General features: G+C 62.1%; 14 protein-coding genes. 11 read left to right on the top strand and 3 right to left on the bottom strand.

From position 1 onward, the window contains the following. Positions 1 to 6: 6 nt before the first annotated feature. Positions 7 to 903, bottom strand: a complete 897-nt coding sequence (locus AC1DYR_RS09005) for a helix-turn-helix transcriptional regulator (protein WP_477704818.1) — start codon at positions 901 to 903, stop codon at positions 7 to 9. Positions 904 to 1,037: 134 nt separating this feature from the next. Between AC1DYR_RS09005 and AC1DYR_RS09000 the strand changes: the two genes are divergently transcribed. From AC1DYR_RS09000 to AC1DYR_RS08955, 10 genes are all read left to right on the top strand, one after another. Continuing rightward, a complete protein-coding gene (locus tag AC1DYR_RS09000; protein WP_477704817.1) occupies positions 1,038 to 1,529 on the top strand; it encodes a flavodoxin domain-containing protein in 492 nt (163 codons plus the stop codon). Between the two features lie 96 nt (positions 1,530 to 1,625). After that, positions 1,626 to 3,203 carry a benzoate-CoA ligase family protein gene (locus tag AC1DYR_RS08995; protein WP_477704816.1) on the top strand — a complete coding sequence of 526 codons (1,578 nt, stop codon included), beginning with the start codon at positions 1,626 to 1,628 and terminating at the stop codon, positions 3,201 to 3,203. A gap of 195 nt (positions 3,204 to 3,398) precedes the next feature. After that, on the top strand, positions 3,399 to 4,586 hold the full coding sequence (locus AC1DYR_RS08990; RefSeq protein WP_457280738.1) for an ABC transporter substrate-binding protein: 1,188 nt from the start codon (positions 3,399 to 3,401) through the stop codon (positions 4,584 to 4,586). Positions 4,587 to 4,768: 182 nt separating this feature from the next. Continuing rightward, on the top strand, positions 4,769 to 5,395 hold the full coding sequence (locus tag AC1DYR_RS08985; RefSeq protein WP_477704815.1) for a LysE family translocator: 627 nt from the start codon (positions 4,769 to 4,771) through the stop codon (positions 5,393 to 5,395). A gap of 174 nt (positions 5,396 to 5,569) precedes the next feature. Beyond that, entirely contained in the window at positions 5,570 to 6,433 is an 864-nt protein-coding gene (locus AC1DYR_RS08980; protein WP_477704814.1) for a branched-chain amino acid ABC transporter permease, read from the top strand. A gap of 148 nt (positions 6,434 to 6,581) precedes the next feature. Next, on the top strand, positions 6,582 to 7,604 hold the full coding sequence (locus AC1DYR_RS08975; RefSeq protein ID WP_477704813.1) for a branched-chain amino acid ABC transporter permease: 1,023 nt from the start codon (positions 6,582 to 6,584) through the stop codon (positions 7,602 to 7,604). After that, positions 7,597 to 8,346 carry an ABC transporter ATP-binding protein gene (locus AC1DYR_RS08970; protein WP_477704812.1) on the top strand — a complete coding sequence of 250 codons (750 nt, stop codon included), beginning with the start codon at positions 7,597 to 7,599 and terminating at the stop codon, positions 8,344 to 8,346. The genes AC1DYR_RS08975 and AC1DYR_RS08970 overlap by 8 nt, the downstream gene beginning before the upstream one ends. Beyond that, positions 8,346 to 9,101, top strand: a complete 756-nt coding sequence (locus AC1DYR_RS08965) for an ABC transporter ATP-binding protein (RefSeq protein ID WP_477704811.1) — start codon at positions 8,346 to 8,348, stop codon at positions 9,099 to 9,101. Before AC1DYR_RS08970 ends, AC1DYR_RS08965 begins: the two co-directional genes overlap by 1 nt. A gap of 19 nt (positions 9,102 to 9,120) precedes the next feature. After that, positions 9,121 to 9,252 carry a hypothetical protein gene (locus AC1DYR_RS08960; protein ID WP_477704810.1) on the top strand — a complete coding sequence of 44 codons (132 nt, stop codon included), beginning with the start codon at positions 9,121 to 9,123 and terminating at the stop codon, positions 9,250 to 9,252. Positions 9,253 to 9,280: 28 nt separating this feature from the next. After that, positions 9,281 to 10,129 carry a DMT family transporter gene (locus tag AC1DYR_RS08955; RefSeq protein WP_477704809.1) on the top strand — a complete coding sequence of 283 codons (849 nt, stop codon included), beginning with the start codon at positions 9,281 to 9,283 and terminating at the stop codon, positions 10,127 to 10,129. Here AC1DYR_RS08955 and AC1DYR_RS08950 read toward each other — a convergent pair. Beyond that, the gene (locus tag AC1DYR_RS08950; RefSeq protein WP_477704808.1) at positions 10,126 to 10,971 is read right to left on the bottom strand and encodes an IclR family transcriptional regulator domain-containing protein; all 846 of its coding nucleotides are present in this window, start codon (positions 10,969 to 10,971) and stop codon (positions 10,126 to 10,128) included. The two genes, AC1DYR_RS08955 and AC1DYR_RS08950, sit on opposite strands and share 4 nt — an antisense overlap. Before the next feature lie 126 nt (positions 10,972 to 11,097). Between AC1DYR_RS08950 and pobA the strand changes: the two genes are divergently transcribed. After that, entirely contained in the window at positions 11,098 to 12,267 is a 1,170-nt protein-coding gene (pobA, locus tag AC1DYR_RS08945; RefSeq protein ID WP_477704807.1) for a 4-hydroxybenzoate 3-monooxygenase, read from the top strand. Between the two features lie 81 nt (positions 12,268 to 12,348). On the opposite strand, the gene AC1DYR_RS08940 is transcribed toward pobA, so the two are convergent. Then, positions 12,349 to 12,561, bottom strand: a complete 213-nt coding sequence (locus AC1DYR_RS08940) for a hypothetical protein (RefSeq protein ID WP_477704806.1) — start codon at positions 12,559 to 12,561, stop codon at positions 12,349 to 12,351. Between the last annotated feature and the right edge of the window lie 333 nt (positions 12,562 to 12,894).

Raw genomic sequence — 12,894 nt, 5'->3', positions numbered from 1 at the left:
CTCCGGTTATGCCCGTTCGACGGTGTCGCGGACGGTTGTTTTGGGAACGGCGCGTTCCAGGTCTTTGAGGCTTTGTTTCAGTGTGCGCGCAGCGGTATCAACCACGGCGTCGGCGCGGGCATAGAGCGCTTCGCGGCTCGAAAGGATGCGGCGAATGTCTTCCATCGCCTCGTCGGTCGCGCCGCGGGTCGTGTCGAAAGGCCGCATGTCGCCCTGGGCCACCACGCGGGCCATGTGTTCTTCGGGGCTGGCCTTAAGCCAGACGCAGTAAAAACGGCTTTGCAGCAAATCGAAGGTTTCGCGCTCGCTCACGATGCTGCCGCCCGTGGTCATGACGACACCGTCCGGGTGGTCTTCGGCGATGCGGAACAGCGCACGGCGCTCATAGCGCCGATAGCCGGCCTGCCCGTGCAGCAGCAAAATTTCGTTCATGCTGGTGCCGGCTTCGCGTTCAATCTCGCGGTCCAGCTCGATAAAAGGCACGCCACGCTCGGCCGCCAGCTGGCTGCCCAAGGTGGACTTGCCGGCGCCGCGCAGGCCGATCAGTGCTACCCGCTGCTCGCGGCCCAGTGAGTCGCTGAGGCCGAAGGTGCTGCCAAGCAGGCTGTAGGCCTGGTCAAGCTGGGTGTCGTCCAGCCGCGTCAACAGGCCCTGCACACGGGCCAAGGCCGGCCGCGGCGCGTCCTGCAGCAGCTCGAGAATGGAGATGTTCAGCGCGCGGGCCGCAGCTTCCAGGGAATTGATCGAAACGTTGCCCTTGCCGGTTTCCACATCGGCCAGAAAGCGTTCGCTCAGGCCAGAGTCCGACGCCAGCTGTTTGCGCGTCATGCCCCGGCGCGCGCGCCAGGCACGAACGCGGGCGCCAAGTTCACTGAGCGTGGCTTTCGATTCCTGTTCGGACATGATTTCCAAGAAGCACCTGTGTAAAAAGTCGCCCTTTCAGGGCTTTGCCAGTTGCATTTCGTCTAAATTGCAGTATACTTCAGGTTAAATTGATGTCAAGCAGTTTATTGCATCTTTTATTTGGAGACTTCTTGATGAAACTCAAAATCCTTGTAGGTACCATGACCAGTACCGCCGACTATGTCGCACAGGCCATCCAGATGGATTGCGCAGACCTGGTCAACGACATTGAAGTCGAACTGATGGACAACCTCGACATCAGCGTCTTCGACGCTTCAAAGGCAGAAGATGCACTTTATCTCATCTGCAGTTCCACCTACGGCTCCGGCGATGTGCCCGACAACGCCCGCGCCCTCTATGAATCATTGAACGCCAACCCGCAGTTCCTGGGCCATGTGCGCTACGGCGTTATCGCGCTCGGCGACCGCACCTATATGCAGACCTTCTGCTTCGGCGGCAAGAAGTTTGACGAACGCCTGACAGATCTGGGCGCCCAGCGCATCGGCGACGTCTGGTGCCACGACGCCAGCAGCGGCACCATGCCCGAAACAGAAGGCACCGAGTGGTGCCGCCAGTGGCTCACCGGCGCGTTGCAAACGCTGGGAGCAAGCCCGGCCACCGCCTGATCTGCGCCATGTATTTATAAGAAATCGACCCGTAGCGCTTGATGTGCGTGCGCAAGCAGCTACCAAAATAATAGCAAGAGCAATCTGGAGACAAGCATGCAAGCAAGCAGCGCAGACCATTCGGCAAGCCCACCACGGGTAACCATTCCGCGCAATTACAACGCCGCGCACGACCTGCTGCAGCGCAATGCCGGCCGTGCGGGCAAGGCCGCCTTCATCGATGCCACCACCGGCGAGGCGCTGACTTACGGCGAACTCACCGACCAGGCCCACCGTTTTGCCAACGCCTTGCGCCACCAGGGTGTTGTCCCTGAAAGCCGCGTGCTGCTGGCCATGCTGGACACGCCGCAATGGCCCGTCGCTTTCCTCGGCTGCATTCTTGCGGGTGTGGTGCCCGTGGCGGCCAACACCCTGCTCACCCCTCCCGACTTCGAGTTCATGCTGCGCGACTCGCGGGCACAGGGCCTTATCGTCTCCAGTGCCCTGCTCCCGGCCTTTGAGCCACTGCTCAAAAAAATGGACACGCTAAAAACCGTGATCGTCGCCGGCATTGAAGAATCCCCGCCATATCCCACGCTGGCCGGCGTCCTGCGTGCGCAAGCAGCTACCAAAACCATAGCAGACACCTGCGCCGATGGCGTCTGCTTCTGGCTCTATTCCAGCGGCTCGACGGGCGCGCCCAAAGGGACCGTGCACCTGCACAGCCACCTGATCCAGACGGCCGAGCTGTATGGCCGCGGTGTGCTGGGCATCCGCGAATCTGACGTGGTGTATTCAGCCGCCAAGCTCTTCTTTGCCTACGGCCTGGGCAATGCGCTGACCTTTCCGATGAGCGTGGGTGCCACCACGGTGCTGCTGCCCGCGCGGCCCACGCCCGCTGACGTGTTTGCCTTGCTCAAAAAATACCAGCCCACGATTTTTTATGGCGTGCCCACCTTGTATGCGGCCCTGCTGGCCGATCCGGCCCGGCCGGCGAAGTTCGAGTTGCGCCTGCGCGTGTGCACCAGCGCCGGGGAAGCCCTGCCCGCTGAAATCGGCAAAAAATGGACAGCCCAATACGGCTGCGAAATCCTGGATGGCATCGGCTCCACCGAAATGTTGCACATCTTTTTAAGCAACCGTCCCGGTCAGGTGCGCTACGGCACGACCGGTCAGGCCGTGCCGGGTTACGGGCTGCGCATCATCGGCGACGACGGGCGCGAATGCGCTGACGGGGAAATCGGAGAGCTGCAGATCAGCGGGCCCAGCGCGGCCATCATGTACTGGAACAACCGCGCCAAGACCAAAGCCACCTTCGCTGGCGAATGGACCAAGAGCGGCGACAAGTACACCCGCGATGCTGACGGCTACTACACCTATGGCGGACGCAGCGACGACATGCTCAAGGTCGGCGGCATTTACGTCTCGCCGTTTGAAGTCGAAGCCTGCCTGATGACACACCCCGCCGTGCTGGAAGTGGCGGTGATAGGCGTGGCCGACGCCGACGAACTCATCAAGCCCAAGGCCTATGTGGTGCTCAAGGCCGGGCAGGCCGCCACCGTGGACGAACTCAAGGCCCATGTGAAGCTGCAGCTTGCACCTTACAAATACCCGCGCTGGATTGAATTTGTGAACGAGCTGCCCAAGACGGCCACCGGCAAGATCCAGCGCTTCAAGCTGCGCCAGCCGCACTGACATGGAAAACCCCGGGAAGCAGGCATCCGGAAAATACCCTGCGCCGGAGGGTCAGAAAATGCGCGAACCGGGCACGGGTATTGCTTTAGACATAAACAATTTAATCTTCAATCTCGGGTTTTACACTAGGGCTGCATACACAACGCACGCTTACTATTCGTCTCACTGTCTTCAGTCTCAACCAGGAGCTATTCCATGACTTCACGCCGACTTGTATTGACCCGCAGTGCTGCCGTTATCGGTGCCGCTTCCACCGGCCTCCTGCTGCCCGAAATCGTGCGTGCGCAGTCCGCCAAGGTGCGTGTGGGTTTCATGCTGCCCTATACCGGCACCTTCGCCCAGCTCGGCGTCGCCATTGAAAACGGCTTTCGCATGGCCATCAACGAACAAGGCGGCAAACTCGGCGGCCGCGAGATCGAATACTTCAAGGTCGACGACGAATCCGAACCTTCCAAAGGCATTGAAAACGCCAACAAGCTGGTGCAGCGCGACAAGGTCGACGTACTCGTCGGCACGGTGCATTCGGGCGTGCAGATGGGCATCCAGAAAGTCGCCCGCGACTCCGGCGTGCTGAGCCTGATCCCCAACGCTGGCGTGCACGCCGCCACGCGCAGCCTGTGCGCGCCCAATGTGTTCCGCACGTCTTTCACCAACTCGCAGCCCACGCGCGCGCTGGGCAAAGCCATGGTCGACCGCGGCCACAAAAAGGCTGTGTGGATCACCTGGAAATACGCCGCAGGCGACGAGGCCTTTGAAGGCTTCAAGGAAAGCTATACCGCCGCAGGCGGCACCATCGTCAAGGAGCTCGGCCTGCCGTTCCCCCAAGTCGAATTCCAGGCCCTGCTGACCGAGATCGCTGCACTCAAGCCCGACGCCGTGGCCTGCTTCTTCGCCGGCGGCGGCGCGGCCAAATTCATCAAGGACTACGCCGCCTCGGGCCTGAAGGAAAAGATTCCACTGTACGGCTCCGGCTTCCTGACCGAGGGCGTGCTTGAGGCCGCCGGCCCCGCGGCCAACGGCATTATCACGACCATGCACTACAGCGACTCGCTGCCAACGCAGCGCAATGGCCAGTTCCGCCTGAGCTACGCCAAGACCTTCCGGCTGCAGCCCGACGTTTACGCCGTGCAAGGCTACGACACCGGCCTGCTGCTGATCCAGGGCGCCAACGCGGTGAAGGGTGACCTGAGCAGCAAGCCGGCGCTCTACAAGGCCCTGGAAGGCGCCGTCATCGACAGCCCGCGCGGCAAATGGACCATGAGCCCGTCGCACAACCCGGTGCAGGACATGTACCTGCGCGTGGTCGAGAACAAGGAAAACAAGGTGATTGGTGTGGCAGCCAAGGCGCTGGCCGACTCAGGCGCCGGTTGCAAGATGGCCTGAAGACGTGGCCCCCACGGTCGCTCACTTCGTGTAGCTCCCTGCCCCCCGAGGGGGCCGCCCGCCTGCGGTCTGGCAAAGCCAGTCCCGCGGCTCATGCTGGTATGAAGTCACATGGGCCGCCCCGCCTCATTCTTAGGTAAAACTGGTATGAGGTGTGCTTTCTGTCTTGTAGCATCCTCACCATGACGCTCACTACCTACCTCCTCTACGTCGCAGCAGTCGCCCTGCTGATCCTCACACCCGGCCCGACCATGCTGATGTGCATGACGAATGCGCTCAACCATGGTCCGCGCAAGGCCATGACTTCGGTGGCTGGAAGCGTCAGCGCGGTGCTGTGTGTGATGCTGCTGTCGGCCATGGGACTAGGCGCGTTGCTGGCGGCGTCTGAAACCGCCTTTACCGTAGCCAAGGTGATTGGCGCTGCATATCTGATCTGGTTGGGGATCAAGACCTTCCGCAGTGAAGCGGCTGTCTTTGATCCTGCCGCAGGTGAAGCACCAGCCCAGCGCCGTTCGTTTTTCCTGCGCGGCTTCCTGGTCGGCGCCAGCAACCCTAAAGCGGTCCTGTTCTTTGCCGCGTTCTTCCCGCAATTTTTGAATCCGGCCGCGCCCTTTGTGCCGCAGTTCGCCATCCTCGCCCTCACCTTCATGGCGTTTGAGTTCACCGTGCTGACCGGCTGCGCCTTGGGCGTGGCGCGCATCGCACCGCTGCTGAGATCCAGCCGGGCCGTGCGCTGGTTTAACCGCATCTCGGGTGGCTTGTTCACGCTGATGGGCAGCCTCTTGCTATTCACACGCCGACATACATGAGCCCCCACGTTCGCTCACTTCGTGTAGCTCTCTGCCCCCAGAGGGGGCCGCTGCGCCTGCGGCCCGGCAAAGCCGGTTCCGCGGCCCCTGCTGGCTGGGATCGCCTCCAGGGTCTCGCGTCTGATCTTATTCCTCGCCCATCCCATTCACGGATATCGACTCTCTAAACCGCCTATGGATTTAGCCAACTTCCTCATCCAGCTGCTCAACAGTGTCCAGTACGGCCTGTTGCTGTTCATGCTGGCCGCCGGCCTGACGCTGATCTTCGGCATCATGGGCGTGGTCAACCTGGCTCATGGCAGCTTCTACATGCTGGGCGCCTACCTGGCCTGGTCGCTCAGCACGCTGACAGGCAGCCTCACGCTGGCCATCCTGCTGGGCGCGGTGCTGTCGGTCGTCTTCGGGCTGGCTTTGGAGTGGTTGCTGTTTCGCCATTTCTACCAGCGCGACCACCTGGACCAGGTGCTGCTGACCTTTGGCCTGATCTATATCTTTGAAGAAGTGCGCTCCATCCTCTGGGGCGACGATGTCCATGGCGTGACGATTCCCGACTTGCTGGGCGCCTCGATCCCGCTCACCGACAACCTCTCCTACCCCGTCTACCGCCTCTTTATGTCGGGTGTTTGCATCGCGCTGGCACTGGGCCTTTATTTCATGATCTCCAAAACCCGCCTGGGCATGAAGATACGCGCCGGCGCCTTTAACCGCGACATGGCCGAATCGCTGGGCATCAACATCAAGCTGATTCACGCCGTGGTGTTCGCGCTGGGCGTGGGCCTGGCCGCAGTGGCCGGCATGATCGCCGCACCCGTGGCCAGCGTCTACCCCAACATGGGTTCGCAAGTCCTCATCATGTGTTTTGTGGTGGTGGTCATTGGCGGTATCGGCTCGGTGCGCGGTGCGCTGATCTCGGCCCTGCTGGTCGGCCTGGTCGACACCATTGGCAAGGTGCTGCTGCCTTCGATGGCGGGCATGCTGGTTTATATGTTGATGGCCGCTGTCCTTTTGTGGAAACCAGAAGGACTCTTTAAACAATGAATTCCATGGCCCCCACGCTTGTCACTTCGTGTACTGCGCTGCCCCCCGAGGGGGCGCTGCGCCTGCGGCCCGGCAAAGCCGGTTCCGCGGCCCCGGCCTGGAGGGGAAAAGCCTCCACACATCCAGTTCAGTTATCGGCTAAAGCGCTATGAGTTCAGCCAAATCCAATCTCGAAATCCTGCCGCGCGGTGTGCAGGTGGCGCTTGGGCTCGGCCTCATCGCGCTGATCGCCTTCCCTTTTGTCGGCACCGACTTCTACACCCAGATGGTCACGCGCATGATGATCATGGCGATTTTTGCCATGAGCCTGGACCTGCTGCAAGGCGTGACCGGCCTGGTGTCGCTGGGCCACGCAGCCTACTTCGGCCTGGCCGGGTATGCGCTGGCCTTTTTGACACCCGCGGGCGAGCCTGTCAGCCTGTGGTGGACTTTGCCAGTGGCCGTGGCGGCCTCGGGCCTTGCCGCGCTCATCATCGGTTTCTTCGTGGTGCGCACCCACGGTATCTACTTCATCATGGTCACCATGGCGTTTGCGCAGATGGTGTTCTACCTCTTCTTCGACAACAAGGTGCTGGGCGGCTCCGACGGGCTGTACATCAACTTCAAGCCCAGCGCAACCATCTTCGGCTGGGTGCCCTTCGACCTCGACAAGAAAGTCACGCTGTACTACTTCACGCTCGCGGCCGTGCTGCTGGTCTACGCCTTTTTGCGCCGCCTGCTCTGGAGTCCCTTCGGCCGCACGCTGGCCGGCATTCGCGTCAACGAGCACCGCATGCGCGCCATGGGCTTCGGCACCTTCGGCTACAAACTCTCGGCCTTCACGCTGGCCGGCGCGCTGGCGGGCCTGGCTGGTTACCTGTGGGGTGCGCAAACGGGCTACATCAACCCCGAGCTCATGGGCTTTCACATGAGCGCGCACGCGATCATGATGGTCATTTTGGGTGGCATGGGCAATTTTGCCGGTGCCATCGTCGGCGCCTTCGCGTTTGAATATCTGCTGCATGTCTTCAAGGACTTGCCGCAAATCGGCAGCGTCAACCTGGGCAAGCACTGGCAGCTGTGGATGGGCCTCTTTATCGTGCTGCTGGTCACGTTTGCGCCGCGCGGCATCCTGGGCCTGGTGGAAAAATTCACCCAGCGCAAAGACAAGGCGGAGGTTGGCCATGACTGAGCTACTCCTCAGTGCAAAAAATCTCACCAAACGCTTTGGTGGTCTTGCGGCGGTCAATGATGTCTCTATTGATCTGTGGCGCAACCACATTCACGCCGTCATCGGCCCCAACGGCGCCGGCAAATCCACGCTGACCAACCTTCTCTCTGGCGACTTGCCGCCGACCTCGGGTACGGTCACGCTGGGCGGGCACGACATCACAGGCTGGACACCCGAAAAAATCTCGGGCAAGGGACTGGGTCGCAGCTACCAGAAGACCAATATCTTTTTGCCCTTCAGCGTGTGGGAAAACGTGCGGCTGGCGTCACAGTCGCGCGCGCCGCATGCCGCGCACTGGCTCAAGCGCGCCACGAGCTTCGCGGCAGTCAACGCCCGCGCCGAAGAAGCGCTGGAACTGGCCGGCCTGCAACACCGCAAACACAGCATCGCCGGCACCATCAGCCACGGTGAGCAACGCCAGCTTGAGATCGCGATGACGCTGGCCACCGAGCCGCAGGTGCTGCTGCTCGACGAGCCGCTGGCCGGCATGGGCGTGGCCGAGGCCGAGCGCATGGTCGCCCTGTTGCTGGCCATCAAGAAAAACCACGGCATCCTGCTGGTCGAGCACGACATGGACGCGGTGTTCACGCTGGCCGACAAACTGACCGTGATGGTCAACGGCCAGGTGATCGCCAGCGGAACGCCCGCGCAAATCCGCGCTGACGCCGGCGTTCAAGCCGCGTATTTAGGCGAGGAGCATTAATGAACGCCCCCGAGAAACAAATCGACATCCTGATCGGCGCCCAGGACATCAACACCTACTACGGTGCCAGCCACATCCTGCGCGGCATTGACTTTCACGTCGCACGCGGCGAAACCATAGGCCTCATGGGCCGCAACGGCATGGGCAAAAGTACGCTGCTCAAAAGCATCATGGGCCTTGTCAAACCGCGCTCGGGCTCGGTCGCAATCAACGGCAGGCCCATGACGGGCGCCCCGCCCTACGAAATCGCCCGCCTCGGCATCGCCTATGTCCCCGAAGGCCGCGGCATCTTCGGCAACCTCAGCGTGACCGAGAACCTCAAAATGGCGGCGCGCGCCGGCAGACCAGGAAGCGCCGCAGACGGCGTGGGCCGCAGAAACGACTGGACCTACGAGCGCGTTCTGGAGACCTTTCCGCGCTTGAAAGAACGCCTGAACCACGGCGGGCAGCAGCTGTCTGGCGGCGAGCAGCAGATGCTGACGATCGGCCGCGCGCTGATGACCAACCCTGACGTGTTGATCCTCGACGAGGCCACCGAAGGCCTGGCGCCGCTGATTGCGCGCGACATCTGGCGCATCTGCGGCCTGATCCGCGAAACCGGCATCAGCAGCGTGATCGTCGACAAGAACTGGAAGCACGTCACCCAGATCACCGATCGCAATGTCATCCTGGTCAAGGGCCAGGTGGTGTTTGAAGGCAGTTCGGCCGAGCTGCATGCCAAACCTGAATTGCTGGCGCAGTACCTGGGCGTATGAGTCGGAAGCCATCTACGGCATGACTGAAACTTTGGCCAACGACAAAACACCCAAGCGCTTTTCCATCTATTCCCGGCAACCGCTGCTGCGGGTCGGAAAAGTCGGCAAGCTCAAGGCACAAACGCGCGAGCGCAACGCGGCGTCGGCCTGAACGTACAGTTCGCCGGGCAGCAGTCACCATGAAGGTATCACCAGCCACCTCGACACTGGGCCTCACTGTACTGGCCATGTTCGCCTTTGCGGGCAATTCGCTCCTGTGCCGCCTCGCACTGCGCAGCACACCGATTGACGCGGCCAGCTTTACGGCCCTTCGCATCGCCTCAGGTGCGCTGGTGCTCTGGCTTTTCATGTGGCGGCGTGGTGTCACTGCGACCGGCAACTGGCCGTCGGCCGGGGCGCTGTTCGTCTACGCGGCCGCATTCTCGCTGGCCTACGTCAGCCTGCCGGCGGCCACGGGCGCCCTGCTGCTGTTCGGCTCGGTGCAGCTCACGATGCTGGGCACCGGGCTGGCCCGCGGCGAGCGGCTGGGCGCAAGGCAAAGCGCCGGCCTGGCAATTGCTGTTGCGGGCCTCATCGCACTGTTGCTGCCGGGCGCCGCCGCCCCGCGCTTGCCGTCGGCCATGCTGATGTTGCTGGCCGGCATCGCCTGGGCGGTGTATTCGCTGCGCGGAAAACACGCCGGTGACGCGACGCGAGCCACTGCCGGAAACTTCCTGCGCGCCACACCGCCAGCGCTGTTGTTGGCCGGCTTGATGTTCCCGCAGCTGATCTGGGATATGCGCGGGGCGGCATATGCCGTGGCCTCCGGCGCACTCACTTCCGGTGTGGGCTACATCGTCTGGTACGCGGCGGTGAAGCGGCTTCCCGCCACTACGGCGGCCTCGGTACAACTGTCAGTTCCGGCCATCACCGCCCTGGGCGGTATCGTCTTTCTTGGGGAGCCGCTGGGTTGGTCGCTCGCGGCCTGTTGCGCGGCCATTCTGGGCGGCGTCGCGCTGGCCGTGCGCCCTTCACCACCCAAAAGCTAAAGCAGCGAACGCAACTCCCTGGCTGCATCCAGCAGCAAAGGCAGCAATTCGCGCCGCATGGCCTCCGGCCTCAGCCGCTGCGGCGACGACACCACATTGAGCGCGGCCACGGTATGCCCCTGCATGTCGCGCAGCGGCACGGCCAGCGCCTGAACGCCCAGCTCATGCTCTTCGCTGGCCACGCAGTAATCGTCAAGCCGCACCTGATCCACCAGCGCGCGAAGTTTGCGCGGGTCGGTCGTCGTGTGCAGAGTCAGCCGGGCCAGGTTGCCTGTGTCGGTCCTGGCCTTCAGCCAGGCATTGAAATCGCTTTTTGTTTTGGCGGCCAGCAGGACACGCCCGGTGGAAGTCGCATGCGCCGGCAGGCGCGCCCCAAGGTGCAAGCCGTAAGCCAGCACGCGCGCCGGCGCCGCCCTGCCACTGTCTGCCGGTGACTTCCACTCAAAACCGCTGCGGCCGATGATGACAATCTCGTCGCCGTCCAGCACCGCGACGGAAAACGACTCCTGCGTTTGGGCGGCCAACCGGTTCAGCGCGGGCTGGACAGCGCGCGGCAGGCGCGCGGTGGCCAGGTAGCTGCCTGAAAACCGCAGCACCTTCGCCGCCAGCCAGAAATAGCTGCCGTCCGTTTCCAGGTAACCCAGGTGCGTGAGCGTGAGCAGGTGGCGGCGCGCGGCCGCCCGTGTGATGCCCGCGCGTTCCGCTGCCAGCGTGGCGTTCAGGCGCTGGCGCTGCGTGTCAAAACTCTCCAGCACGGCCATGCCTTTGGCCATGCCTTCAATCATGTCGGGCTTGGCGATCGGGAAAGCGCCGGGTTTCAAAGCGGTTTTTGAAGTGACCATTGCGCGATCATCGCACAAGTGAGCCGGACATCGTGCAAAGCCGCGGCCACGCGCTGGGCGCGGCGCACGCAGCCGCATAACCTTCTCGCTTGGGGCACATTGCCCGACAAATTAAACGGAGACACCATGCGCGTACAGGTAGCCATCGTGGGCGGCGGCCCCGCCGGGCATTTGCTGGGCCAGCTGCTTCATAAGGCCGGCATCCATGCCATCGTGATTGAGCAGCGCAGCAAAGAGTATGTGCTGGGACGCATACGCGCAGGCGTGCTGGAGCAAGGTACAACCGACCTGCTTGACGAACTCGGCGCAGGCGGCCGCATGCACAAGGAAGGGCTCGTGCACGGCGGCTTTGCCCTCGGCTTTGGCGGCGCCCATCACCGCATTGACATGCAGCAGCTGACCGGCGGCAAACAGGTGATGGTCTACGGCCAGACCGAAGTCACACGCGACCTGATGGACGCGCGCGCCGCAGCAGGCCTGGCAACCGCTTATGAAGCCGAAAACGTGAGCCTTCATGACTTTGACGGGCCACACCCCAAAGTGCGTTATGTGCAGCACGGCGTGGCACACGAAGTGGAATGCGACTTCATCGCCGGCTGCGACGGTTTTCACGGCGTGAGCCGCGCCAGCGTGCCGGCCAATGCGCTGCAGACCTTTGAGCGCGTCTATCCCTTCGGCTGGCTGGGCGTGCTGTCAGAGACGCCGCCCGTTTCCCACGAACTCGTCTACAGCAACCACGCGCGCGGTTTTGCACTGTGCAGCATGCGCAGCCACACCCGCAGCCGCTACTACGTGCAATGCCCGCTGGACGACAAGGTGGAGAACTGGAGCGACGACGCCTTCTGGGACGAGCTGCGCCGCCGCCTGGCGCCCGAGCTGGCGGAAAGCCTCGTCACCGGGCCCTCGATTGAAAAAAGCATTGCGCCGCTGCGCAGTTTTGTGGCCGAGCCCATGCGCTTCGGCCGCCTCTTCCTTGCAGGCGACGCGGCCCACATCGTGCCGCCCACGGGCGCCAAGGGTCTGAACCTGGCGGCCAGCGACGTCCGCTACCTGGCAGGCGCGCTGACAGAGTTTTACGGCGGTAGCGAGGCCGGTATCAACAGCTATTCAGACACCTGCCTGCGCCGCGTCTGGAAGGCCGTGCGCTTTTCCTGGTGGTTCACGTCACTCATGCACAAGTTTCCCGATGCAGGCGGCTTCGGCCAGAAGCTCCAGGAGGCCGAGCTGGATTACTTGATCCATTCGCAGGCTGCTTCAACGGCGCTGGCCGAAAACTACGTGGGCTTGCCACTGTGAACGAAAGCGAAAAGCTTTCTCAATAGAAGCTCTAGCCCTCCCCCGAGAATTTATCAGCCCCAACAAAAGCGTGCTCTAGCGCTATTTCCACTGCTGAATAATAGGTAGTTCCGACTGCGAATCTTTTCCATTCGCCGGCATTGAACGTAAGGTCTTGATGTCGTCAGCCAGCTTGAGTTGGTCCGAGGTTTTGTCTTTAATTCCGGTGAGCAATACATCAGCATTCTTCAGAGTCAGAAGATAAGTTGATACGTCACCCGTAGGTTCAAATTTATTTGAACCAAGCACTTTCACAGATACTGTTCTCTCAAGTTGAGAGCGAAGTAGCGCGCTTTTACTGAGTATGAGCCACTTTGTAAACGCTCTACTCTGCTCAACCTGTTGAATTCCGCTGAAGTCTGACCCGAGTTTTCCATCGAATATTGACCCACACTCTTTGTGAGCAGAAGGTGCTCACGATGTGGATAAGTTCTTGGTTTTCTCCTTTTTGGGCTGAGTCTGTGTGGATCTGCCTCAAAGTGCGCCGCTGTTTCCGCGATCTTGTTGCCTCGATTCCTAGCCAGGTGGCCAGCTTCTCGGCGTAGGGATCGAGCTTGCTGGAGCTGACCCGCCTTGGGTACTTGGGCT

It is taken from the genome of Polaromonas sp. P1_F9 (genome assembly GCF_056405615.1).
The sequence above is the reverse complement of the archived record's forward strand: the minus strand, read 5'-3'. Positions and strand labels throughout refer to the sequence as shown.